Origin of the sequence: Massilia sp. BHUDP2 (genome assembly GCF_046236355.1) — a bacterium.
Classification (GTDB): Bacteria; Pseudomonadota; Gammaproteobacteria; order Burkholderiales; family Burkholderiaceae_D; genus Telluria; species Telluria varians.
Map to the genome: position 1 here is coordinate 445,836 of NZ_JBJUVW010000003.1, position 24,631 is coordinate 470,466.

The window sequence follows — 24,631 nt, forward strand, 5'->3', positions numbered from 1 at the left end:
GATGGGAAATTGGATCCCGGCCTGCGCCGGGATGACGGCTCATCCTTCAGTGGTACTGTAAGCATGTCGTCCCGGCGCAGGCCGGGACCCAAGTTTGCCGGCGTCGAGTTTAAGCCGGCAGCATCGACCCCGTCTCGCGATACCGCACATGCCACGAGAACGCCTTCTCCAGCACGTGCGGCGTCTGCCCCCCTCCCCGGTTTGCCTCTTCCACGTACTCACGCAGCATCCCCTTGTACGGCTCGGCCACGCAGTTGTCGATGATGCGCTGCGCCCGTTCGCGCGGCGCCAGGCCGCGCAGGTCGGCCAGGCCGACTTCGGTGACGACGATGTCGACGTCGTGCTCGTTGTGGTCCACATGCGAGACCATCGGCACGATGCTCGAGATCTTGCCGCCCTTGGCCACCGACTTGGTGGCGAATACCGATAGATAGGCGTTGCGCGCGAAGTCGCCCGAACCGCCGATCCCGTTCATCATGTGCGTGCCCGACACGTGGGTCGAATTCACGTTGCCGTAGATGTCGAACTCCAGCGCCGTGTTGATGGCGATGATGCCGAGGCGGCGCACGACTTCGGGATGGTTGCTCACCTCCTGCGGGCGCAGCACCAGGCGGTCCTTGTAGCGCTCCAGGTTGCCGAACACTTCGCGGCCCTTGGCTTCGGACACCGTGATCGAGGAGCCCGAGGCGAAATCCAGCTTGCCGGAGTCGAACAGCTCGAAGGTCGAGTCCTGCAGCACCTCCGAATACATGGTCAGGTGCTTGAACGGGCCCTCGTTCAGGCCGGACACCACCGCGTTGGCGATGGTGCCGATGCCGGCCTGGATCGGCATCAGGCTTTCGGTCAGGCGGCCCTGGGCGATCTCTGCGCCGAAGAAGTCGATCAGGTGGCCGGCGATGGCGGCGGTCTCGGCGTCCGGCGGCAGGATCGTCGAGGCGCTATCAGTCTTCTCGGTGAAGACGATGGCGACGATCTTCTCCGGCGGGATCTCGATGGCGCTCGTGCCGATGCGGTCGCTCACGCTAGTCAAGGGCATTGGCTCGCGGCTCGGGCGGCGCTTGGGGATGAAGATGTCGTGCAGGCCCTCCAGGGCCGGCGACTGGCTCAGGTTGATCTCGACGATCACCTTCTCGGCCAGGATCGCGAAGCTGGCGCTGTTGCCGACCGAGGTCGTGGGAACGATGCCGCCGGTTTCGGTGATGGCCACCGCCTCGATCACGGCCACGTCGACCGGCGCGATCTGGCGCGTGCGCAGCAATTCGACGGTCTCGGACAGGTGCTGGTCCATGAACATCACCTCGCCGCTGTTGATCGCCGCGCGCAGCGCCGGGTCGGTCTGGAAGGGCATGCGGCGCGCCAGGGCGCCGGATTCGGTCAGCTGCCTGTCGGTGTCGCCGCCGAGCGAGGCGCCGGTGATCAGGGTGATCTTCAGGGGCTCCCGGCGGGCGCGCTCGGCCAGCGCCAGCGGCACCGCCTTGGCGTCGCCGGCGCGGGTGAAGCCGCTCATGCCGACGGTCATGCCGTCCTTGATCCAGGTGGCCGCCTGGGCGGCATTGGTGATGCGTTCGCGCAGCTGCGGCAGGCGGATGCGGTCGTGTAGAACGTGTTCGTCGTGGTGCATGTGGTCCTCGAAGGGGCTACGAAATTACATGAGGGTGAAATCGACCGCCTGCAGGGGCGGCGGGATGTCCTCGTCGTCCAGCGCGCTGCGCAGGTCGATCTCGATCGCGCGGCAGATGGCGTCCAGCGGCAGGTCGTTCGGCTCCATGCCGAAGGGCTCCTCGAGCTCGTCGCCGAGGGCGTCGAGGCCGAAGAAGGTGTAGGCCACGATCGCCACCACCACCGGCGTCATGAATTCGAGCGTGTCGACCAGGCCGAAGGGCAGCAGGAAGCAGTACATGTACGCGGTGCGGTGCAGCAGCACCGAGTACGAGAACGGAATCGGGGTATTCTTGATGCGCTCGCACGAGGCGGCGGCGGCGGTCATCGCGGACAGCGTGGCGTCGATGTTGGCGGCCAGGCAGGCCTCGATGCGGCCCTCCTTCACGCACTGGCCGAGGTCCTGGCCCATGTGCCGCATCAGGTAATCGGGTTTGTTGGGCGCGCCTTCCATCCGCGCGAATTCCTGAGGCGCGAGGAAGCGGGCCAGGGACGGGTCGAGCGGCCGGTGGCGCAGCTGGTCGCGCAGCGAAGCGCAGAAGGCCACGGCGCGCAGGACCATGCGTACCCGCACGTCCTGCATGCCGTTGCGGGCCAGCGCCGGGCCCTCGCCCCCGATCAAGCCGGTGCACTGGCGCGCCAGATTGCGGCTGCGCAGCACCAGCTCGCCCCACAGCTTGCGCCCTTCCCAGAAGCGGTCGTAGGCCGAATTGTTGCGAAAACCCAGGAAGATCGCGAGCGGCAGGCCGATCAGGGTAAACGGGATGGGGGTGATCGTGATCTTCAGGCCGCCGAGCACGCCGTGCGTCCAGGTGACCAGGATGGCGATCGCCACGTTGACCGCGAGCGTGGGCAGGATGCGTGGCAGGACCGAACCGCGCAGCAGCAGGAACAGCTTGAGGCCGGAAGGCCTGTCTCGGATAATCACGATCTTGCCGCTTGAAAAAGGTGTCGGTGTACGCCGATATTCGCTAATATGCTCGCAAGTTAATCACTAATATGTTAGCCAGTCAAGCTCATCGTTTCGCAGAATGGAGTAGATAGTGTCCCGTCGTATCACCAACCGCGACCTGCCGCAGCAGCTGTTGAAGGCGCGCGATGCGCTGATGTCCCACTTCCGCCCGGTGCTGAACCACTTCGGCGTGACCGAGCAGCAGTGGCGCATCCTGCGCGCGCTGGACGAGCACGAGCAGCTCGAGCCGCGCGAACTGTGCGAGCTGTGCCAGATCCTGAGCCCGAGCATGGCCGGGGTGCTGGCGCGCATGGAAGAGATGGGGCTGGTGCAGCGCCGGCGCGTGGCGGCGGATGCGCGCCGGGTGATGGTGAGCCTGGCGCCGAAGGGCGACGCGCTGTTCGACGAGATCGCGCCGCTGATCGAGCGTCAGTACCGCTTGATGGAAAAGGCGTGGGGCAAGCGCGTGCTCGACGACCTGTCGGCCGCGCTGGCCGGCTTCATCGCGGCGCAGGCGACGCCGGTGCCACTGGTGGAACTGCCGAAGGATGGGCGGCCGGCGGACGAGTGACGGGTCTCAGTCCAGCCAGGACAAGGCGGGCCAGGGGAACAGGCGCCGGGCCAGGTCCAGCTTCAGCCTGCCGAACAGCCGCCCGCGTCGCCCAGTCCAGCCGAGCACGGCGAAACCCAGACCCAGCAGGCTGAGCGGCAAAGGTTCAGGGAGCGGCCGGCCGGCCGGCCCTGTGTCGGCAAGCAGCGTCACGGCGCCGCTGTCGAATGCCAGCAAGAGCAAGACCATGCCCATCAGGGAGTGAAATTTCATTTCGTTTTACGTCCTAAATTGAAATTTTATTTCATCCCTGATGTGCCAGGGATGGCTACTGGATGACGCCGCAGGCCATCCTGCCGCCTCCGCCGCCGAGCGGCGCCGGGTGGTCGGCGTGGTTGTCGCCGCCCGCATGGACCATCAGGGCCTTGCCCTTGATGTCCGCCAGCTTCAGGCGCGGCGCCAGCACCGGGTTGGTGGCGTTGCCCTTCTCGTCCACCGTCAGGGCCGGCAGGTCGCCCAGGTGGCCATCGCCCCAGGGCAGCCCGTGCTTGCCGGTCTTGGCCGGATCCAGGTGACCGCCGGCGGCGCCCGCGGGCACCGTCTTGCCGTCCTTCTGGTTCGGGCCGCAACTGCCGTTTTCATGCACGTGGAAGCCGTGCAGGCCGGCCGGCAGCTTGCTCAGCGCCGGCGTGAACACGAGGCCGTGCTTCGTTTCGCTGATGGTCACGGTGCCGATATCGGCGCCCTCTCCTTTTTCGGTCGCCATCTTCATAGTGACTTTCATGTCGGCGGCGTTGGCAAGGGCACAGGTGGCGCCCAGCATGACGGCGCACATCCATCGAATGTTCATACAAACCTCCTTCGAGATCCGGTTGAGATAATAGAAAGCCAAGCAAGTGTATTCCATCCCTTTGGATGGGGGATGTTCCGGAGGACATCCCGACAGGCAGGCTTCCTACGTCGCACCGCCCGGCTTGCGGCCGCGCGTCCAGCCGAGCAGCGCCAGGCCGGCGCCGACCAGGACCAGCGGCGCCGGTTCCGGCACCCTGGCGACGTTCAGCGCCGCGACTTCCTGCCGGCTCAGGGCGTGGTCGTAGAGGTGGATGAAGTCGACCGCGCCAGTCGCGAATTCGCCCGAGCCATCGTCCTTGAAGAAGCTGAGCAGGCGCTGGCGGGGCGGCTTGCCCGGGTTGCGCGGATCGAGCTCGTCGGCCAGGTCGGTCTGGCCGCCCAAGCCGAGGCCGTCCTGGAAGCTCAGCATCGCTACCCCGTCGTGGTAGAAGCTCACCAGGGAATTGCTGTCGCGGGTGACGGTCAGGCGGATGTCCTGCTGCGGCGTGAAGCTGCTGCCGTTGCTGCAGTTGCCGCGATAAAAGCAGAACTTGTCGGTGGAGACATACAGGCCGTGGTCCGGTGTCGCGAACTGGAAGTTCAGGATGCGCTGCCAGTTGGCCTTGTCGCTGCCGAGCCTGAACTCCATGTCGATCGTGTAGACCGAGCCGAGGGCGTACTGCAGCTGCAGCCCCTTGTTCGCGGTGAAGGCGTAGGCGCCTGGTCCTTGGTCGCCGCCGAAGGCGAGCAGGTCGGCCCCGCCCTTCGCGTCCTTCAGGTCGCCGTTCAGCTCATACTGGTGGATCAGCCCGGCCTGGCTGGCGCCGGCGGCGCACAGCAGCGCCGCCGCGATCAGGGAATGCAGTGTCATTTCGTGTCGTCCTCGTATTGATCAGGACAACATGGTAAAAAATGAAACACATGCATTCCACCCCCTGCGATGGGGTGAAGTGCCGCAAGCGGCTTACATGCGCGAGATCGCGGGACGCAGGATGGCCAGCAGGCCGGCTTCGGAGGTGCAGCCGAATTTCTCGTAGACCGCCTTCACGCAGTCGCGCAGCACGGCGTCGCTGACGTCCATGCGCGAGCGCGCCGCGTCGCGCCCTCCTCCCAGCCCCATCCAGAAGGCCACTTCCATCTGCTGCGGCGACAGCTCGACGCTGCCCAGGGCGCGCCAGATCCGCAGCGGCATGGGCACCACGAACTTCAGGAAGATGCCGACGGTGCGGCTGTGGATGGCGTCGTAGGAACCGGCGCTCATCCACTGCGCGCGCGCTTCCAGCACGCCGCCGGCCAGCTCCAGCGTCCCGGCCGGCAGGCGCCAGGGATAGCGTTCGCCGTACACCACCGACTCCACCAGGCGCAGGCAGAACGGCGGCAGGCTGCGGCGGTCGAACACCTGCTGCTCCTGCGAGGCCAGCTGGCCGAGCAGCGCGCCGGCCGAGTCGCTCAGGAACAGGATGTCGCCATTGGTGGTGGCCAGCAGCATGGCCTCGTCCTCGATCACACCAAGCAGGCCGTTGCCGGCCGCGGCCGCCGCATTGACATTATGTAGCGCGTAATCGAAATACTTGGCGACGCGTCCCAGGTCTTCCTCGTCGTCCGTGTCGAAGGCCGGGCCGTCGTCGCGCAGCAGGGTGAGCGTGCCGAGCGGGTTAGCCGCCGGACCCAGTCGCACCTCGAGCACGTGGGCCGCGCGTGCGCGCGCCTCCGCCGGCGGCACGCCGAAGTGCACCGAATCGCCATAAAAATAGCCGTTGGGCGGCGGCAGCACGCCGAGCACGTTCGCCTCGTGCACGTCTTCCGGTGCACGTTCGGCGTGCAGGAACAGCTGGGACGCGCTGTTGGGAATCAGCTCGCGCACCAGCTCCAGTGCATCGGGAATGAGGGTCATCAGGTGCAGCCCGCCGGAACACAGGATCCGCAGGCGCGCCCATTGGCGGCTGTTCTTTTTACGGGACACGGGCGTAGACAGATGTCGGGGAGTTAAGAATATTGCTGAGTTACAGCAACAATGTCAACACACAATCAGCTGACGCCCGCAATATCCGGTTCCTGTGCCACACCTGTTTGCGCCGTGTCGACCGGCGGCTGGCACTGCGGCAGCCGGGCCAGGATGTCCGCCAGCGCCCGGAACTCCACCGGCTTGACCAGGTGGTGCTCGAAGCCGGCCTGCTTCGACAGGTCGCGGTCGCGCGCCTGGCCGTAGCCGGTGAGCGCGATGAAGCTGGCCGTCGGATGGTCGCGGCGCAGGCGGCGCGCCAGCTCGTAGCCGGTCATGTCGGGCAGGCCGATGTCGAGGATGAAGGCGTGGGTGTCAGCGATGTCGGTGGACGCGAGCGTACGCATGGCGCCGTCGAACACGTGCACGGTATGCCCCTGCTCGCGCAGCAGCACCGCCAGCGACTGGGCCGCGTCGACGTTGTCGTCGACGATGGTGAGCGTGCACGGCGCGACCGGCCGCGCAGCTGTCGTGGCGCGCAGCGGCGCCGGCGCCACCGAGGCGTCGGTTTCCTGGGTCAGGGGCAGCAGCACCGACACCGAGGACCCCAGGTTCGGCCCGTCGCTGTGCGCCTCCACCTGGCCTCCGTGCATCTGGACGATGGTCTTGACCAGCGCCAGGCCGATCCCGAGGCCGCCCTGCGAGCGGTCCGGCGTGCGCTCGGCCTGGGTGAACAGGTCGAACACGTGCGGCAGCAGCTTGGCGTCCATGCCGGCGCCGTTGTCGATGACGGTCATGCGCGCCTGTTCCGGACCGGCTTCCAGACGCAAGGTGATCTTGCCGCCCTGCGGCGTGTACTTGGCGGCGTTGTTCAGGAGGTTCACCAGCACCTGCACCAGGCGCGTGCGGTCGCCCGCCACGACGACCTGCCGCATGGGCGCTTCCACCGTCAGCGCATGCTTGCGCTCCTCGATGTGGGGGCGCGCCTGCTCCACCGCGGCGCGCAGCACGCCGCTCAGTTCCAGCGTCTCGGTCTCGAGCTTGACCAGGCCGCGCGTCACCCTGGACACATCCAGCAGGTCGTCCACCAGCTCGGTCATGTGGCGCACCTGGCGCGAGATGATGCTGCTGGCCTTGAGGCGCAGGTTCTCGTCGACGCTGGGCATGCGCAGCAGCTGGGCCGCGTTGGTGATCGGCGCCAGCGGGTTGCGCAGCTCGTGCGCCAGCATGGCGAGGAACTCGTCCTTCATCTTGCTGTGACGCTCGGCCTCGGCGCGCGCGGCGCGCTCGCTGGCCAGGATGCCTTCGCGCTCCCTGGCCGCGCGCTGCGCCAGGTCGTACAGGCGCGCATTGTCGATCGCCACCGCGGCCTGGGCCACGAAGCCGGCGATGAGCTGCTCGGTGCGCTCGTCGAACATCTTCGGCTGCGAATGCCCGAAGAACAGGCCGCCCAGCACCTCGCCCGAGCGCGAGCTGACCGCGGCGGCCAAATAGCTGCGCACCGGCAGGTGCCCTTTCGGCATGCCGTGGTGCGGCCCCATGCTGCCGTAGCGCGGGTCCTTGGTGATGTCGTCGCTGCGGATCGGCGGCCCGCCGTTGAAGGTGGGCGCGAACACCGCGGTCGGGCGCGGGTGGCCGAAGCCTTCGAAGGCTTCGCGCGACGCGCCGCAGAGCGTGTACAGCAGGTAGGCGTCGCCGTTGGCATCCTTGCCGTTGTAGAAGAAGGCGCCGAATTCGGCGCCGGTCAGCTCGGTGGCGGCGTCGGTGACGGACTGCAGCAGGGTGTCGATGTCGAGCGTGGAAGCCAGCACCTTGCCGGCGCGGTTGAGCAGCTCGAGCATGCGCGTCTCTTCGCGCAGCGCTTCCTCGGCGCGGATGCGGCGCAGCGCTTCCCAGGTGCGGCGCGCCAGGTCTTCGGCCAGGCTGCGCTCATCGATGGTCCAGCGGTAGGCGTGGTCCTTGTACAGGAAGCCGGCGCCGTGCAGGCGGTCGCCGTCCTTCAGCGGAATCACCACCACCGAATGGATGCCGAGCATCAGGCAGGGCTTGGCGACCGCCGCGCATTCCGGATCGGTCGAGACGTCGTTGATGCAGATGGTGGCGCCGCCGCGCAACGCGTCGAGCTGGTTCGGCGACAGCATGTCGATCGGCAGCGTGCCCTGGGCCCCGCCGGTCTCGACGCCGTCTTTCCACTCTTCCTTGACGGTGAAGGTGCGCTTGCCCTCGTCGAGTTCGACGTAGGCGACATTGGAGTTGGTGAAGTATTCGCTGGTGAGGCCAATGGTGGCCTTGAGCATCGGCCCGAACTCGGTCTCGCGGCGCAGGGTATCGGCCAGCTTGACCTGGTAATCGCGGCGGCGTTCGCCCAGCACGGCCTTGGTGATGTCGGCGAAGGTGACCAGCACGCCCTCGACCTTGCCGCTGTCGCCATAGATCGGGCTGTACGAATAGCTGAAGTAACAGGTCTCGTAGTAGCCGTAGCGGTTGATCGTCAGCGGCAATCCTTCGGAGCCGAGCGCCGCGCCCTGGCGCACCTGTTCCCACATCGGACCGATGGTCGGCCAGATCTCGGACCAGGTGACGCGCGAGTCATTGCCGAGGGCGGCATCGTGCTTGTCGCCGAGGATGGGGAGGTAAGCGTCGTTGAAGAACTGGACGTAGCCGTCACCCCAGGCGAGGTAGGCCGGCAGGCGCAGGTCGAGGACAGTGCGGACGGCGCTTTTCAGGCTTTGCGGCCAGCCGCTGACCGGGCCAACCGGGGTCGTCTCCCAGGGGAAGGAGCGCATGCGGCGCTCCATTTCCGACATGGTCGTCGATGCGCTTGCAGCGTCGGAAGCCGCGTCAAAGGGCCAAGGCATGGTGCTCGCTGGGCAAGGAATGTGGATGGATCGATAACTCAGCTGTGAATCATAGCAGTCATTACGCGGGATGAGCGTACGGATGAGTTAAGTGGACAACACATTGCGAGTGGTGTTGCGGTCACCGAGGGCTGCTTCATCAGCGAAAGGAATCCAGATGAACCTTCTGTACTGCTAGTCTGCCCTGCTCGGCCTCATGGCAGTCCGATTGTCTTATGCTCAAGAGCCATCTATGTGCACATCGACGTGTACGGTCGAGAAGAAAAGCAGTGCATGGTCCGCGGAACCAAGCTGACCGAACTAAAAAAGGGCCCAATTTGAAAAAATCTGTTTGTGCGGACGGTAGATGTAAGACGGTGTAGTTGGGTCGGCACGGCAATTGAGCGCCGTGCTACACAACGACGCAATAACGAGCAGGTTGGCGCTTGTAGTGCGAACTAACAAGCTGTATGCCAGTGCGTGCACATCGATGGTCGCGCCCGTCGTCGATCAGGCCTCACCGGCGAAGCGAACTAATTACTAGCGCGCCGTTGATCTATGCTTATAGTCACACGATGCCGGTCCAGCAGCGACCATTTGGAGCGCTACTAGGCTTTGACTTGACTGTACTTAGGCTACCGCGGCCATTTCAATCTGGATGGTCAGTCTCGTGGGCAGCACACGAAATAAATGTGCCGCCGATGCCGCCCTCGGCCTACGAAGAAGCACGCAAAGCAAACGTCTGCATCGGCATTGGGTCGTGCAGCTCGAGGGTGCACTGATCATGAGCCATCTGGCTGTGCTTCCGTCATCTACATATTCTTCCGAAGGGTAAGGAACCAGAACGAAATGAAGGGGCTCTAGACTCTTCGGCTCGGCACGATTACCAACTGGTCTAATACAGCACTCGCTGACCTCGCACTGAACAGAGTGTGCTGGTAGAGCTTGGGAAACCTTCGGTTCGCGGCATATCGTCTGCCGTTGAGGCAGACGATGCAACTTCATCTTTTCCCAAAACTAAGTTATGCTCAGGAATATTTCTGAGAACTATACATCAACTTTGACAAATGTCCTAATATGGATGAAATTTACAGACTTTGCGTCGGCAATATCGACCGCCAGTACATGGAGTGCGACTTCACGTTCGGCATGGATTGCATAGGTGATTCGCTTAAGGAGAATTTTAGTAATCTCTATGAGCTATGGCAGCAACGGAACACTCGCGATTTCATTAAGTTTGCCCCTACTTGTGCGAGAGTCGTGTTTGAACAGTCTCTTGCCATATTACTCGGAAGATTAGATCCAATTCGCTTTGTGGCACTTATCCGCGGCGCTGAGAGCTCAGATTTCTCGTTAGGACAGCGAAATAACTCTTCTTTTAATTGGACCAAGGACGTACTTCCTGACGTTAAACCTCCTAACTCAGGATGGTGGTCACAAGACTCTCTAAAGCAAATTCATAGAACACTGCTACACGGTCAGATGGCGGACTATTTATTCGAATCAACACATGCACTATTGATTCCTGATTTAACTGACTGGACAACAGATTATGCAACGCTGCCAAACTGGATAACGGAATTATTGACGATTGAGGCAGGCGATCGAGTGCTAGGACGACTTCGCAAACATGCCACAGAAGCATATTCCAGCTTATCAAAAGGAATTCATTTCGAATTTCTAAAAGGAAGCAGCACATCGCTCACCAAAGAGACCGTTGAGTCTTCGATTAGCGACTGCATTACGGTAATTGGAACTTGCGCGCTATATACCCAATTCTGCGATATTGCATTGCAAAAATCACATCGAGAAATAGTGCTTGCGGATTTCGTAAATCTTTTGGAACATTTCGAGATTGAAAGATAAAGGCTAAAAATGGACGAACAATCACTTTGGATCGCTGCTGAAGACTGCCCTGCAGACGATTTCGAAAAATATCATGTGTTCTTACAACACGAAGAACGTGTTATTAATGCTCTTAGTACCCACGGACCAGTTCTAATCAAGGGTGGACGTGGAAGTGGGAAAAGCGCTTTGATGATCGAAGCCAGCCGGCGTTTACAGCATGCTGACTCAAATACATTTGGCGTTTACTTAAGTTTGAGATATTTACCTTTGCTTAGAAGCAGAGGCCAAGAGTACGAAAAGTTGCTGTGTGAGCTGCTCACACGGGAATTACATAGGACTCTCTCCCTGTATAAGCTTTCATCATCGCTATTCCCTTCGATAACGGACGTCAGCTCATTGCAGCATGAATTGCGTGCGCTTGCAGAAAAGATAAATAAGCGAATTATTTTGATGTTTGACGACATTGCCCACATCGGTCGCGAAGCATCTCTTGAGGAGTTTTTTGGTATATTTCGGACGATTTCAAACAATCTTGTATCTTGTAAAGCGTCCATTTATCCTGGGGTGACTCGGTTTGGTATAAGATTCGATGTGTACAACGATGCGACGGTTTTCGATCTTTCACGTGATGAGCGTGCACCGGGCTATGCCGAATTTTTCGATAAGGTAATGGCGGCAAGATTTCCAGACCTTCATAGTCGATATGCAAGAACTCGCTCTTTAGGTTCGCGAGAAACCGCAGGTTTTCTTGGCCGAACAGTAGTTGGTAACATGCGCGGGTTCGTTATTGCATGTGGAAAACTTCGGAATGTTAACGGCGCTGGTCTACCAGCTCTTGAAGCTGTGCTAAAAGAGCTTGCTTCCGACTATTATTGGCCGCTTCTGGAAGAGCTTGAACCAAAACTAGGCATTTACCAACCTCTTGTAGAAACTTCACGCCAACTCGCTGATGTATTGTTTCGTCACGCAGCAGCTCAAAATAGATCGACAACTATTATCGTCCATCGCGATCTTGTCCAGAAATTGGCAAAGGTTTTCGAGATCCTAGAATACGCAGGGTTTTTATCAAAACGTGAAGCCAGCCGGGCAATGCGCTCAGGTGGAAGAGGTCCGCGCTTCTCTTTGAATCTCGCAAATTTATTGGAATTTACTTATCCTTCGCGCCTGACCCGAGACGTATTTACAGACTGGCTCAATCCAAATCCTGAGCAACCGTCAGATATTCATGTGTCGAGCGGAATTATTGACATTGACCAGCCTGCGCCACTAGTAGACGGCGAACTGTTAGTACTTGAGCTTCCAATTGAAAAATTGCAGAAATCAAATGTCTACCCATATGGATTAACTGATGCTCGAATTGCGCAATTGAAAAAAAGTGGATTTGAAACAATTGGGCAGTTGGCGGATGCAACGGACGCGCAACTGAAAGAAGTCACTTCAATTGGTGACCAATGGTTAGAGCGCATACGGAGCGTCGTCGGTCAGGCGGTGTGGATGTAAAGTTTCGACAGCAAATAAACATTGATTCCATGTTCTAAAGGGCCATAGCCCGCCGCCATATATATCTCGATAGGAGAACTGATGACCTCTCGTATCCGTCATCCGGTTTCGAACGCTCTGCGGTTTGAGGTTCTGTATGAAGCTGCGCGTACGTGCTGTGTCTGCCGCATTCCTGGATTACCTGTTGAGATCCATCATATTGATCAAGACCCATCAAATAATTCGATCGATAACTTAGTTGTAATTTGCAGGAATTGTCATGATGAAGCTCATACGAAGCACTCAATGTCGCAGAATCTGACTGCAAGTCAACTCAAGCACGCAAAGAAAAAGTGGGGGAATGAGGTATCTAGACGGTCAGCTTCTGCCATGCTCCCAGGATCAAATCTTCGGCAAGCGATGTGGACTTATATTAATCATGAGAAGCTTCCGAGATTGATGAAATCCCACAATGTTAAATTTGACTCCTGGGCTTTCGAAAACCTCTATGAGAGAAAATTGATAGATAAGAATGGGGTTCCAATATTTCAGCGTGAAGCACCTGGGTCGTGGCTAGCAACTATCTACGATCGATTTGCCTGGGATGCCTCACAGCAGATTCACAACATGTATATGACTGCGGTCGACGATCTAATTCTTGCTACAAATCCTCTGGAGCTCGGCGCGCTTTGGTCCAGAACAGGATTTAAAAACCTAGTAAAACCTGGCTCTTTATGCTTTGCGATTCGTGGATTCAAATTCCGAAGTGCTGAGGTCATCGATAGAGAAGAAAACCGTCTTGTTCACGCGCGTGCGAATGGTATCGAGGTTCGTTTTTATGCAAATACACGGCATATGTTTGGGTCGTCAGCTCTCCACACGAATTTTGTAGGAAGCAGTTTTGCAGCAGTTCTCTTACTCGCTAAACGTATCGAGATTGAAGAAGGAAAATTAGTTCTTCATGCGACACCAATGGCGATGGGGGCAGGTTTTTTGCCCAGTGCGTACCAATCCCCACACAAATTGCGATATGGTTGGGCGTCTAATCAACGAGCAGAACGAGACTACCAGGTAGAGATTAGCGATGATGAGTTAGACAAACTTTGGTGAGGTCAACCTATCAAGAAACTTCTATCTTATAGAAATGACTGCTGGCTTTAGCAATAAAAAACGGCACCCCTCGGGGTGCCGTCTTCATTTTCAGCTAGCTACAGCGATCACTCGCCATCATCCTGATGCTGCTCGACCGAAGCCGCAGCATTCTGCTGGTCTTCCATCGCCTGCAGCTCGGCGGCCATGTTGGCCTTCTCCTGCTGCAGCAGTGCCTGGCGCTCTTCCGCCTCCCACACTTCCTTCTCCTTGCGGGCGCGGTGGAATGCCAGACCGGTACCGCCAGGGATCAGGCGGCCGACGATGACGTTTTCCTTCAGGCCGCGCAGACCGTCGCGCTTGCCCATGATCGCCGCTTCGGTGAGGACGCGGGTGGTTTCCTGGAACGATGCGGCCGAGATGAATGAGTCGGTCGACAGCGATGCCTTGGTAATACCCAGCAGCACGTTTTCGTACTGCGCCGGCAGCTTGCCGACGGCGTTGACCTTGTCGTTCTCTTCCAGCAGTTCCGAACGCTCCACCTGCTCGCCGACGATGTAGTCGGTGTCGCCGGCATCGGTGATCTGCACACGACGCAGCATCTGGCGAACGATCACCTCGATGTGCTTGTCGTTGATCTTCACACCCTGCAGACGGTACACGTCCTGCACCTCGTCCACGATGTAGCGCGCCAGCGCTTCGATACCCAGCAGGCGCAGGATGTCCTGCGGATCGGCCGGACCGTCGACGATCATCTCGCCCTTGTTCACCACCTGGCCGTCGTGCACCAGCACTTGCTTGTCCTTGGTGATCAGGAACTCGTGCTTGTTGCCGTCCATGTCGGTGATTTCCAGACGCTGCTTGCCCTTGGTCTCCTTACCGAATGCGACGGTACCGGTGACTTCGGCCAGCATGCCCGCGTCTTTCGGCGAACGTGCTTCGAACAGTTCGGCAACGCGCGGCAGACCACCGGTAATGTCACGGGTCTTCTGCGATTCGGTCGGGATACGTGCCAGCACTTCACCCACCGAGACCTGCTGACCGTCCTTGACCATGATCAGCGCGCCGACCTGGAAGCCGATCGTCACGGCGTGTTCGGTGCCGGCGATCTTCACTTCCTGGCCTTCTTCGTTCAGCAGCTTGACCTGCGGACGCAGGACCTTGCCCGAACCGCGGCGCTTCGGATCGATCGCCACCAGGGTCGACAGGCCGGTCACTTCGTCCACCTGGCGAGCGACGGTAACGCCCTCTTCCACATTCTCGAACTTGATCGTACCGGCGTACTCGGTAATGATCGGACGGGTCAGCGGATCCCAGGTCGACAGCGCGGTGCCGGCCTTGACGACCTGGCCGTCCTTGACGATCAGGGTCGCGCCGTACGGCACCTTGTGACGCTCGCGCTCACGGCCGTGGTCGTCGGTGATCAGGACTTCGCCCGAACGCGAGATGACGATCTGCGCGCCCTTGCCGTTGGTGACGTAGCGCATCGTGGCGGTGAAGCGCACGGTGCCGTTCGACTTGGCTTCGACCGACGATGCCACTGCCGCACGCGATGCCGCACCACCGATGTGGAAGGTACGCATGGTCAGCTGGGTACCCGGCTCACCGATCGACTGTGCTGCCACGACGCCGACTGCTTCGCCGGCGTTGACCAGCATGCCGCGGCCGAGGTCACGGCCGTAGCACTTGGCGCACAGGCCGTAGCGCGTGTCGCAGTTCAGCGGGGTGCGGACCTTCACTTCGTCGATGCCGACGCGTTCGATCTCTTCCACCATGTCTTCGTCCAGCAGGGTGCCGGCTTCGAACAGGGTTTCCTGGGTTTCCGGGTTGACGACGTCGGTACCGGTCACGCGGCCGAGGATACGGTCGCGCAGCGGCTCGATGACTTCACCGCCTTCGACCATCGCCTTCATGTGCGTGCCGTTGGTGGTGCCGCAATCGTCTTCGATCACCACCAGGTCCTGGGTCACGTCGACCAGGCGGCGGGTCAGGTAACCCGAGTTCGCGGTCTTCAGTGCCGTATCCGCCAGACCTTTACGAGCGCCGTGGGTCGAGATGAAGTACTGCAGAACGTTCAGGCCTTCGCGGAAGTTCGCGGTAATCGGCGTTTCGATAATCGAACCGTCCGGCTTGGCCATCAGGCCTCGCATACCGGCCAGCTGGCGGATCTGGGCTGCCGAACCACGGGCGCCCGAGTCGGCCATCATGTAAATCGCGTTGAACGATTCCTGGGTGCCTTCGGTGCCGTCACGCTTGGTGACCGGTTCCACTTTCAGCTGGTCCATCATCGCCTTGCCGACTTCGTCCGAGGTCTTGCCCCAGATGTCGACGACCTTGTTGTAACGCTCGCCGGCGGTGACCAGACCCGAAGCGTACTGCTGCTCGATCTGCTTCACTTCCGCTTCGGCGGTCGCGATCATGCCCTTCTTGACGTCCGGGATCAGCATGTCGTCGACGGCGATCGAGATGCCGGCGCGGGTCGCCAGGCGGAAGCCCGACTGCATCAGCTTGTCCGCGAAGACGACGGTCGCACGCAGGCCGCACTTGCGGAACGACGTGTTGATCAGCTTCGAGATTTCCTTCTTCTTCAGCGCGCGGTTCAGCACCGAGAACGGCAGGCCTTTCGGCAGGATCTCGGACAGGATGGCGCGGCCGACGGTGGTCTCGTAGCGGGTCACGGTGCGGTCGAATTCACCCTCGGCGTTCTTCGGGTGCTCGACGATACGCACGGTGATGCGGGTCGCCAGTTCGACTTCCTTGTTGTCGTACGCGCGGATGACCTCCGACACGTCCGGGAACATCATGCCTTCGCCCTTGGCGTTGATCGCCTCGCGGGTCGCGTAGTACAGACCCAGCACGATATCCTGCGACGGCACGATCGACGGTTCGCCGTTCGACGGGAACAGGATGTTGTTCGAGGCCAGCATCAGGGTGCGGGCTTCCATCTGCGCTTCGATCGACAGCGGCACGTGGACTGCCATCTGGTCACCGTCGAAGTCGGCGTTGAACGCCGCGCAGACCAGCGGGTGCAGCTGGATGGCTTTACCTTCGATCAGGACCGGCTCGAAGGCCTGGATACCGAGACGGTGCAGGGTCGGCGCACGGTTCAGCATGACCGGGTGCTCTTTGATGACCTCTTCCAGGATGTCCCAGACCACCGGTTCCTGGATCTCGACCAGCTTCTTCGCCGCCTTGATGGTGGTCGCGAGACCCATCAGTTCCAGCTTGTTGAAGATGAAGGGCTTGAACAGTTCCAGGGCCATCAGCTTCGGCAGGCCGCACTGGTGCAGTTTGAGCTGCGGACCCACCACGATGACCGAACGGCCCGAGTAGTCGACGCGCTTGCCCAGCAGGTTCTGACGGAAGCGGCCGCCCTTACCCTTGATCATTTCAGCCAGCGACTTCAGCGGACGCTTGTTGGCGCCGGTCATCGCTTTGCCGCGACGGCCGTTGTCCAGCAGCGAATCCACTGCTTCCTGCAGCATGCGCTTCTCGTTACGCGTAATGATTTCCGGCGCGCGCAGTTCCATCAGGCGCTTCAGGCGATTATTACGGTTGATGACGCGGCGGTACAAATCGTTCAGATCCGAAGTAGCGAAACGGCCGCCGTCCAGCGGGACGAGCGGACGCAGCTCCGGCGGCAGGACCGGGAGCACTTCCATGATCATCCACTCAGGCTTGATGCCCGAGCGCTGGAACGCCTCGAGCACTTTCAGGCGCTTGGCGTACTTCTTGATCTTGGCTTCGGATTTCGATTCCTTCAGCTCGACGCGCAGGGCTTCGGCATCGCGGTGGATGTCGATCGAGCGCAGCAGTTCACGGATGCCTTCGGCGCCCATGAATGCGGTGAAGTCGTCGCCGTACTCTTCGTACTTGGCGGCGTAGTCGTCTTCCGACATGATCTGGCACTTCTTCAGCGGGGTCATGCCAGGATCGGTCACGACGTATGCTTCGAAGTACAGCACGCGTTCGATATCGCGCAGGGTCATGTCCAGGACCATGCCCAGACGCGACGGCAGCGACTTCAGGAACCAGATGTGGGCGGTCGGCGAGGCCAGCTCGATGTGGCCCATGCGCTCACGGCGCACCTTGGCCAGCGTGACTTCGACGCCGCACTTCTCGCAGATGACGCCGCGATGCTTCAGGCGCTTGTACTTGCCGCACAGGCATTCGTAGTCCTTGATCGGGCCAAAGATCTTGGCGCAGAACAGGCCGTCGCGCTCGGGCTTGAAGGTGCGGTAGTTGATGGTTTCCGGCTTCTTGACTTCGCCGAACGACCAGGAACGGATTTTTTCAGGCGAGGCGAGGCCGATCTTGATGGCGTCGAAGCTCTCGTTTTGCTGAACTTGCTTGAATAGATCGAGCAGTGCTTTCATGTATCACTCCAGGTGATTGAATTCTGTACTTGGTACTACTTCCGCCAGGTTCTCACCGATTTTCGCCGGTGCTTGCTGACCCACTACCCTTGAAAGCGTCATCCCCGCGCCGGCGGGGATCCAAGTAAGCCGGTACGCACCGGGCTCAGGCCCCAACCTGCGTCGGGGCGACGTTTTAAAGGCAGCAGGCCGAGCCCGAAGGCTGGCGGCCATGCCGGCCCTGCTTAGCTGCGCTCGAGATCGATGTCGATACCCAGCGAGCGGATTTCCTTCACCAGCACGTTGAACGATTCCGGCATGCCGGCATCGATCACGTGATCGCCCTTGACCAGGTTCTCGTAAACCTTGGTACGGCCGTTCACGTCGTCCGACTTCACAGTCAGCATTTCCTGCAGCACGTAGGACGCGCCGTAGGCTTCCAGTGCCCACACCTCCATCTCACCGAAGCGCTGGCCACCGAACTGGGCCTTACCGCCCAGCGGCTGCTGCGTCACCAGCGAGTACGGACCGGTCGAACGGGCGTGCATCTTGTCGTCGACCAGGTGGTGCAGCTTCAGCATGTGCATGAAGCCGACGGTAACCTTGCGCTCGAATGCTTCGCCGGTGCGGCCGTCGAACATCGTGACCTGGTTCTTCGACGGGGTCATGCCCAGGTGGGTCGCGATCTCGTCCGGGAACGCCAGGTCCAGCATGCGGCGGATTTCGGTCTCGTGCGCACCGTCGAACACCGGCGTCGCGAACGGCACGCCGTTCTTCAGGTTGTTCGCCAGGGTCAGGATCTCTTCATCGCTGAAGCTGTCGAGGTCTTCCTTGCGGCCGGTCTCGTTGTAGATCTTGCCCAGGAAGCCGCGCAGTTCTTCTGCCTTGGCTTGTGCGCGCAGCATGTCGCCGATACGCAGGCCCAGGCCCTTCGCCGCCCAACCGAGGTGGGTTTCGAGGATCTGACCGACGTTCATACGCGACGGAACGCCCAGCGGGTTCAGCACGACGTCGGCCGGGGTACCATCGGCCATGAACGGCATGTCTTCCACCGGAACGATACGCGAGACCACACCCTTGTTACCGTGGCGGCCTGCCATCTTGTCGCCCGACTGCAGGCGGCGCTTGACGGCCAGGTAGACCTTGACCATCTTCTGCACGCCAGGCTGCAGCTCGTCGCCTTGCGTCAGCTTCTTGCGCTTCTCTTCGAAGGCCAGGTCGAACTGGTGGCGCTTCTCGTTGATCGACTCCTTGATCGCTTCCAGTGCGTTGGCGGTCTCGTCGTCGGCCGGACGGATGTCGAACCAGTGGAACTTGTCCAGGTCGGCCAGGTATTCGGCGGTGATCGCGGCACCCTTCGCCAGCTTCTTCGGACCGCCGTTGACGATCTTACCGACCAGCATACGCTCCAGACGCTGGAAGGCATCGCCTTCCACGATACGCATCTGGTCGTTCAGGTCCAGGCGGTAGCGCTTCAGCTCGTCGTCGATGATCTGCTGGGCGCGCTTGTCGCGCTGGATGCCTTCGCGGGTGAACACTTGCACGTCGATGACGGTGCCGACCATGCCCGACGGCACGCGCAGCGAGGTGTCCTTCACGTCCGAGGCCTTTTCGCCGAAGATCGCGCGCAGCAGCTTCTCTTCCGGGGTCAGCTGGGTCTCGCCCTTCGGGGTGACCTTACCGACCAGCACGTCGCCGGCTTGCACTTCGGCGCCGATGTACACGATGCCCGATTCGTCCAGGCGGGCCAGCTGGTTCTCGGCCAGGTTCGAGATGTCGCGGGTGATTTCTTCCGCGCCCAGCTTGGTGTCACGTGCAACGACCGACAGTTCTTCGATGTGGATCGAGGTGTAGCGGTCGTCCTTGACCACGTTTTCCGAGATCAGGATCGAGTCTTCGAAGTTCAGGCCGTTCCACGGCATGAAGGCCACCAGCATGTTCTGGCCCAGTGCCAGTTCGCCCAGGTCGGTCGAGGCGCCGTCGGCGATGACGTCGCCGCGTGCCACGCGATCGCCCACTTGCACGATCGGACGCTGGTTGATGTTGGTGTTCTGGTTCGAACGGGTGTACTTGATCAGGTTGTAGATGTCCACACCGACTTCGCCGGCTTGCGCCTCGTCGTCGTTGACGCGGATGACCACACGGCCCGCGTCGATGTAGTCCACCACGCCGCCGCGCAGGGCCTGCACGGTGGTGCCCGAGTCGACTGCCACGGTGCGCTCGATGCCGGTACCGACAAAGGCTTTTTCCGGACGCAGGCAAGGCACGGCCTGGCGCTGCATGTTGGCGCCCATCAGTGCACGGTTCGCGTCATCGTGCTCGAGGAACGGAATCAGCGAAGCTGCGACCGACACGATCTGGCCCGGGGCCACGTCCATGTACTGGATGCGTTCCGGCGAGACCAGGATGGTTTCGCCAGCTTCACGTGCCGATACCAGCTCGTCGACCAGTTCGCCTTCTTCATTGATCGCGGCGTTTGCCTGCGCAATGATGTAGCGGCCTTCTTCGATCGCCGACAGGTATTCGATCTTGTCGGTCACCTTCGAACCGTCGACCTTGCGGTACGGGGTTTCCAGGAAGCCGTATTCGTTCAGGCGGGCGTACAGTGCCAGCGAGTTGATCAGGCCGATGTTCGGGCCTTCAGGCGTTTCGATCGGGCACACGCGGCCGTAGTGGGTCGGGTGCACGTCGCGCACCTCGAAGCCTGCACGTTCGCGGGTCAGGCCGCCCGGGCCAAGGGCCGAGACACGGCGCTTGTGGGTGACTTCCGACAGCGGGTTGGTCTGGTCCATGAACTGCGACAGCTGCGACGAACCGAAGAACTCGCGAATCGCTGCCGAGATCGGCTTGCTGTTGATCAGGTCGTGCGGCATCAGGTTGTCCGCTTCGGCCTGGCCGAGGCGTTCCTTCACTGCGCGCTCGACGCGCACCAGGCCGGCACGGAACTGGTTCTCAGCCAGTTCGCCGACGCAACGCACGCGGCGGTTACCCAGGTGATCGATGTCGTCGACTTCGCCGCGACCATTGCGCAGCTCGACCAGGATCTTGATCACAGCCAGGATGTCTTCGTTCGACAGGGTCATGTCGCCCACGAGTTCGTCACGGCCGATACGGCGGTTGAACTTCATGCGGCCGACAGCCGACAGGTCGTAGCGTTCCGGCATGTAGAACAGGCCGTTGAACAGGGCTTCCACCGATTCTTCGGTCGGCGGTTCGCCAGGACGCATCATGCGGTAGATCGCCACGCGCGCGGCGGTCTGGTCGGCGGTGTCGTCGGTGCGCAGGGTCTGCGAGATGTAGCCGCCCTGGTCCAGGTCGTTGGTGTACAGCGTCTGGATGTCGGTCACGCTGGCATCGCGCAGCTTGCCCAGCAGTTCTTCGGTCAGCTCGTCGTTGGCGACGGCGATGACTTCGCCGGTGTCCTGGTCGACGATGTTCTTGGCCAGCACGCGGCCCAGCAGGTAGTCTTCCGGAACCGAAATGCTCTTGATGCCGGCGGCTTCGATGTCACGGACGTGCTTGGCGTTGATACGCTTGTCCTTGGTGACGATGGTCTTGCCCGACTTCGGATCGACGATGTCGAAGCGCGCGACTTCGCCACGCAGGCGTTCGGACACGAACTCCAGCTCGCCGCCTTCATTGCGGAGGGTGAAATTGTCGAAGACGAAGAAGTTCGCCAGGATCTGCTCCGGCGTCATGCCGATGGCCTTCAGCAGGATCGTGACCGGCATCTTGCGGCGACGGTCGACGCGGAAGAACAGGATGTCCTTCGGGTCGAACTCGAAGTCCAGCCAGGAGCCGCGGTAAGGAATGATACGAGCCGAGAACAGCAGCTTGCCCGACGAGTGGGTCTTGCCGCGGTCGTGTTCGAAGAACACGCCCGGCGAGCGGTGCAGCTGCGAGACGATGACGCGCTCGGTACCGTTGATGACGAACGAACCGTTCGTGGTCATCAGCGGCAGTTCGCCCATGTACACTTCCTGCTCTTTCATTTCCTTCACGACCGGCTTGGTCGGCGATTCCTTGTCCAGGATCACCAGACGCACCTTGGCGCGCAGCGGCGACGCGAAGGTCAGGCCACGCTGCTGGCACTCTTTCACGTCAAACGCAGGGTCGCCCAGCACATAGGACAGGAACTCGAGGCGCGCAAAACCATTGTGCGACACGATCGGGAAGATGGAGCTGAAGGCCGATTGCAGGCCTTCGTTCTTGCGCACGGAGGGAACGGCGTCCGCTTGCAGGAAATTCTCGTAGGATTCGAGCTGGGTAGCCAGAAGATAAGGAACGTTGTGAACGTTGGCGCGCTTCGCGAACGACTTGCGAATGCGCTTCTTCTCAGTAAATGAGTAGTGCATGGACACTCCGTGAGTGACAGAAAGGATGAGAATTCAGGAATTGCCAGTGGTGGTCGCACCACACGCAAGGCCTGAAGCCTCTGCTTTCCCGCCAGGTGATTAAGACAGCCGTACTGCTGTGTTACGATATTTCTGAAACGGTGATGCAGTGATGCTTTGTTTCCTGCCGGCCCCAGATGCAAACGTTTGACGCAGGGACGACAAAAGAGCCAAAGCCGCATCCCCTCCCTTTCGGCAGGTTCCGCAAGCTTTGACTCCCGCGCTGGGCACCCTTGATGAGTGCCCAATGCATATGTATTACTTCAGCTCGGCCTTGGCGCCAGCTTCTTCCAGCTTCTTCTTAGCGGCTTCAGCGTCAGCTTTCGGCAGGGCTTCTTTCACGGTCTTCGGTGCGCCGTCGACGACGTCTTTGGCTTCCTTCAGGCCCAGGCCGGTGATTTCGCGGACTGCCTTGATGACGCCGACTTTGTTCGCGCCGACTTCGGTCAGGACAACGTTGAACTCGGTCTGCTCTTCAGCAGCAGCTGCGCCGCCAGCGGCACCGCCAGCTGCCGGTGCTGCCATTGCAGCTGCCGACACGCCGAACTTCTCTTCGAAAGCCTTGACCAGGTCGTTCAGTTCCATGACCGACATTGCGCCAACTGCGTCCAGGAACTCTTCTTTGCTAATTGCCATTTGAAACTCCAAATATTGTGTGTGTGTAGTACAGGTTTGGTTCTACTTGAACAGAAAGACGCGAAGCGATTACGCTTCGGTGGCTTCCGCTGCCGGAGCAGCGGCGCCTTCGCCTTTTTGTGCTGCGACTGCAGCCAGAACTCGTGCGAAGCCCGACACCGGTGCCTGCATGACGCCCAGCAGCTGGGCGATGAGGACTTCACGGCTCGGGATGCTTGCCAGCGCGGTCACGCCGGCGACATCCAGTGCCTTACCAGCGTAGTTACCAGCTTTCACGACCAGCTTGTCGTTGGTTTTAGCGAAGTCATTGATGACTTTAGCTGCTGCAACGGCGTCGTCCGAGATCGAGTAGATCAGCGGGCCGGTCATGGAATCTGCCAGCGCGGCAAACTGCGTGCCCTCAACCGAGCGACGAGCCAGCGTGTTCTTCAGAACACGCAGGTAGACGCCCTGGGCACGTGCGGCTGCACGGAGTTTGGTCAAGTGAGCAACCTGGATGCCACGGTACTCAGCCACGACGATGGTCTGCGCGGTTGCAACTTTAGCGCTTACCTCTTCGACGACGGCCTTTTTGTCATTCAGATTAAGACCCACGGTCAATCTCCTTAAATGATGTAAACAACATGTTCACATCGGTTCGAACACGGCGTCCGAAGTTAAGAAGTCAATCTAACGCGGATGAACTCACGCAGCGTGGACTACAAAACTTGTTCGGGTACACCATCTGCGTTGGGTGGTCTATTAACCTCTGGCTCAACCTCTGCCTTCGGCCCAACGGTCTTTGACTGCCTGCCGGAGCGGTGATTTGCCCCGACAGCCCAAAGATGCGCCCTGCGATGAAGCTGCAGGGACTTTATTCAGTGCTATTAAGCAGCAGCGATCGAAGCGTGGTCGACGCGGACGCCGGCGCCCATGGTCGACGAGATCGCGACCTTGCGCAGGTACACGCCCTTCGAGGTTGCCGGCTTGGCCTTGTTCAGGGCTTCCAGCAGTGCCGACAGGTTGGTCTTCAGCTGCTCGTCCGAGAAGGACTTGCGACCGATGGTGGCGTGCACGATACCAGCCTTGTCGGTACGGTACTGGACCTGACCGGCCTTGGCGTTCTTGACGGCGCCAGCCACGTCCGGGGTCACGGTGCCGACCTTCGGGTTCGGCATCAGGCCGCGCGGGCCCAGGATCTGACCCAGGGTACCGACGATACGCATGGTGTCCGGCGAAGCGATCACGATGTCGAACGGCATGTCGCCGGCCTTGACGCGCTCTGCCAGGTCTTCCATACCGACGATGTCGGCGCCGGCTGCCTTGGCAGCTTCAGCCTTGTCGCCCGATGCGAAGACAGCGACGCGCACGGTCTTGCCGGTGCCTGCTGGCAGGACGACCGAACCGCGGACCACCTGGTCCGACTTCTTCGGGTCCACGCCGAGCTGGATCGCGACGTCGATCGACTCGTTGAACTTGGCGGTGGCGAATTCCTTGACGATCGACACAGCGTTGTCGAACGCGTAGACCTTGTTACGGTCCACTTTTGCTTTCATTTCTTTGACGCGCTTGGACAGCTTAGCCATTACACACCCTCCACCGTGATGCCCATCGAACGTGCCGAGCCAGCGATGATACGCACTGCGGCGTCCATGTCGGCGGCGGTCAGGTCCGGCTGCTTGGTTTTTGCGATTTCTTCAGCCTGGGCACGGGTCAGCGAGCCAACCTTGTCGGTATGTGGCTTCGGCGAACCCTTGGTGATGCCAGCGGCTTTCTTGATCAGGTAGGTTGCCGGCGGAGTCTTCATCACGAAGGTGAAGGACTTGTCGGCGAACGCGGTGATCACGACCGGAATCGGCATGCCCGGCTCGAAACCCTGGGTCTGCGCGTTGAACGCCTTGCAGAATTCCATGATGTTCAGGCCGCGCTGACCCAGTGCTGGGCCGATCGGTGGGGATGGGTTTGCCTTACCAGCCGGGACTTGCAGCTTGATAAAGCCAATAATTTTCTTTGCCATGAATGGCTCCTAGATTGGCATTGAGTAGTAGCGCCCCACCACTACTACTCTGGCGGGGCTCCT

At 60.7% G+C, this 24,631-nt stretch carries 17 protein-coding genes; 4 read left to right on the top strand and 13 right to left on the bottom strand.

Features of this window, described 5'->3' with window-relative positions; translation table 11 throughout:
- Positions 1-109 precede the first annotated feature (109 nt).
- Positions 110-1,621 (bottom strand): acetyl-CoA hydrolase/transferase family protein, encoded by a 1,512-nt coding sequence (locus ACK6C6_RS18700; protein WP_409268694.1) that lies wholly within the window; start codon positions 1,619-1,621, stop codon positions 110-112.
- 24 nt (positions 1,622-1,645) lie between these two features.
- Positions 1,646-2,587, bottom strand: a complete 942-nt coding sequence (locus ACK6C6_RS18705) for a bestrophin family protein (protein WP_209589846.1) — start codon at positions 2,585-2,587, stop codon at positions 1,646-1,648.
- Between the two features lie 115 nt (positions 2,588-2,702).
- On the opposite strand from ACK6C6_RS18705, the gene hpaR reads away from it, so the two are divergent.
- Positions 2,703-3,182 carry a homoprotocatechuate degradation operon regulator HpaR gene (gene hpaR, locus ACK6C6_RS18710; protein WP_409268695.1) on the top strand — a complete coding sequence of 160 codons (480 nt, stop codon included), beginning with the start codon at positions 2,703-2,705 and terminating at the stop codon, positions 3,180-3,182.
- A gap of 6 nt (positions 3,183-3,188) precedes the next feature.
- On the opposite strand, the gene ACK6C6_RS18715 is transcribed toward hpaR, so the two are convergent.
- The 5 genes from ACK6C6_RS18715 to ACK6C6_RS18735 form a co-directional block, all read right to left on the bottom strand.
- Entirely contained in the window at positions 3,189-3,434 is a 246-nt protein-coding gene (locus ACK6C6_RS18715) for a hypothetical protein (protein WP_409268696.1), read from the bottom strand.
- A 55-nt stretch (positions 3,435-3,489) separates the two neighbouring features.
- The gene (sodC, locus tag ACK6C6_RS18720) at positions 3,490-4,011 is read right to left on the bottom strand and encodes a superoxide dismutase [Cu-Zn] SodC (RefSeq protein WP_409268697.1); all 522 of its coding nucleotides are present in this window, start codon (positions 4,009-4,011) and stop codon (positions 3,490-3,492) included.
- Positions 4,012-4,116: 105 nt separating this feature from the next.
- A complete protein-coding gene (locus ACK6C6_RS18725; RefSeq protein WP_409268698.1) occupies positions 4,117-4,863 on the bottom strand; it encodes a hypothetical protein in 747 nt (248 codons plus the stop codon).
- Positions 4,864-4,956: 93 nt separating this feature from the next.
- Entirely contained in the window at positions 4,957-5,955 is a 999-nt protein-coding gene (locus ACK6C6_RS18730; protein ID WP_036209107.1) for a hypothetical protein, read from the bottom strand.
- A gap of 65 nt (positions 5,956-6,020) precedes the next feature.
- The gene (locus ACK6C6_RS18735) at positions 6,021-8,792 is read right to left on the bottom strand and encodes an ATP-binding protein (RefSeq protein WP_409268700.1); all 2,772 of its coding nucleotides are present in this window, start codon (positions 8,790-8,792) and stop codon (positions 6,021-6,023) included.
- Positions 8,793-9,848: 1,056 nt separating this feature from the next.
- On the opposite strand from ACK6C6_RS18735, the gene ACK6C6_RS18740 reads away from it, so the two are divergent.
- From ACK6C6_RS18740 to ACK6C6_RS18750, 3 genes are all read left to right on the top strand, one after another.
- Positions 9,849-10,637: a hypothetical protein gene (locus tag ACK6C6_RS18740; protein ID WP_409268701.1), complete on the top strand. Its 789-nt coding sequence runs from the start codon at positions 9,849-9,851 to the stop codon at positions 10,635-10,637.
- 9 nt (positions 10,638-10,646) lie between these two features.
- Positions 10,647-12,119: a hypothetical protein gene (locus ACK6C6_RS18745; RefSeq protein WP_409268703.1), complete on the top strand. Its 1,473-nt coding sequence runs from the start codon at positions 10,647-10,649 to the stop codon at positions 12,117-12,119.
- 81 nt (positions 12,120-12,200) lie between these two features.
- A complete protein-coding gene (locus ACK6C6_RS18750; protein ID WP_409268704.1) occupies positions 12,201-13,208 on the top strand; it encodes an HNH endonuclease signature motif containing protein in 1,008 nt (335 codons plus the stop codon).
- Between the two features lie 107 nt (positions 13,209-13,315).
- Here the strand turns inward: ACK6C6_RS18750 and rpoC are convergent, their stop codons facing one another.
- The 6 genes from rpoC to rplK form a co-directional block, all read right to left on the bottom strand.
- Entirely contained in the window at positions 13,316-17,563 is a 4,248-nt protein-coding gene (gene rpoC / locus ACK6C6_RS18755; protein WP_409268705.1) for a DNA-directed RNA polymerase subunit beta', read from the bottom strand.
- Positions 17,564-17,787: 224 nt separating this feature from the next.
- Positions 17,788-21,897, bottom strand: a complete 4,110-nt coding sequence (gene rpoB, locus ACK6C6_RS18760) for a DNA-directed RNA polymerase subunit beta (RefSeq protein ID WP_209589853.1) — start codon at positions 21,895-21,897, stop codon at positions 17,788-17,790.
- A gap of 297 nt (positions 21,898-22,194) precedes the next feature.
- Positions 22,195-22,572 (bottom strand): 50S ribosomal protein L7/L12, encoded by a 378-nt coding sequence (gene rplL, locus ACK6C6_RS18765; RefSeq protein ID WP_027868024.1) that lies wholly within the window; start codon positions 22,570-22,572, stop codon positions 22,195-22,197.
- Between the two features lie 69 nt (positions 22,573-22,641).
- Positions 22,642-23,166, bottom strand: a complete 525-nt coding sequence (gene rplJ, locus ACK6C6_RS18770; RefSeq protein WP_211526660.1) for a 50S ribosomal protein L10 — start codon at positions 23,164-23,166, stop codon at positions 22,642-22,644.
- Between the two features lie 272 nt (positions 23,167-23,438).
- Entirely contained in the window at positions 23,439-24,137 is a 699-nt protein-coding gene (rplA, locus tag ACK6C6_RS18775; RefSeq protein ID WP_209589854.1) for a 50S ribosomal protein L1, read from the bottom strand.
- Positions 24,137-24,568 carry a 50S ribosomal protein L11 gene (gene rplK / locus ACK6C6_RS18780; RefSeq protein WP_211526658.1) on the bottom strand — a complete coding sequence of 144 codons (432 nt, stop codon included), beginning with the start codon at positions 24,566-24,568 and terminating at the stop codon, positions 24,137-24,139. Before rplK ends, rplA begins: the two co-directional genes overlap by 1 nt.
- Between the last annotated feature and the right edge of the window lie 63 nt (positions 24,569-24,631).

Bases quoted from the DNA above. Each gene is read 5' to 3' on its own strand.
- ACK6C6_RS18700 (WP_409268694.1), bottom strand. From the start codon at position 1,621: ATGCACCACGACGAACACGTTCTACACGACCGCATCCGCCTGCCGCAG.
- ACK6C6_RS18715 (WP_409268696.1), bottom strand. From the start codon at position 3,434: ATGAAATTTCACTCCCTGATGGGCATGGTCTTGCTCTTGCTGGCATTC.
- sodC (WP_409268697.1), bottom strand. From the start codon at position 4,011: ATGAACATTCGATGGATGTGCGCCGTCATGCTGGGCGCCACCTGTGCC.
- ACK6C6_RS18725 (WP_409268698.1), bottom strand. From the start codon at position 4,863: ATGACACTGCATTCCCTGATCGCGGCGGCGCTGCTGTGCGCCGCCGGC.
- ACK6C6_RS18735 (WP_409268700.1), bottom strand. From the start codon at position 8,792: ATGCCTTGGCCCTTTGACGCGGCTTCCGACGCTGCAAGCGCATCGACG.
- ACK6C6_RS18740 (WP_409268701.1), top strand. From the start codon at position 9,849: ATGGATGAAATTTACAGACTTTGCGTCGGCAATATCGACCGCCAGTAC.
- ACK6C6_RS18745 (WP_409268703.1), top strand. From the start codon at position 10,647: ATGGACGAACAATCACTTTGGATCGCTGCTGAAGACTGCCCTGCAGAC.
- ACK6C6_RS18750 (WP_409268704.1), top strand. From the start codon at position 12,201: ATGACCTCTCGTATCCGTCATCCGGTTTCGAACGCTCTGCGGTTTGAG.
- rpoC (WP_409268705.1), bottom strand. From the start codon at position 17,563: ATGAAAGCACTGCTCGATCTATTCAAGCAAGTTCAGCAAAACGAGAGC.
- rpoB (WP_209589853.1), bottom strand. From the start codon at position 21,897: ATGCACTACTCATTTACTGAGAAGAAGCGCATTCGCAAGTCGTTCGCG.
- rplL (WP_027868024.1), bottom strand. From the start codon at position 22,572: ATGGCAATTAGCAAAGAAGAGTTCCTGGACGCAGTTGGCGCAATGTCG.
- rplA (WP_209589854.1), bottom strand. From the start codon at position 24,137: ATGGCTAAGCTGTCCAAGCGCGTCAAAGAAATGAAAGCAAAAGTGGAC.
- rplK (WP_211526658.1), bottom strand. From the start codon at position 24,568: ATGGCAAAGAAAATTATTGGCTTTATCAAGCTGCAAGTCCCGGCTGGT.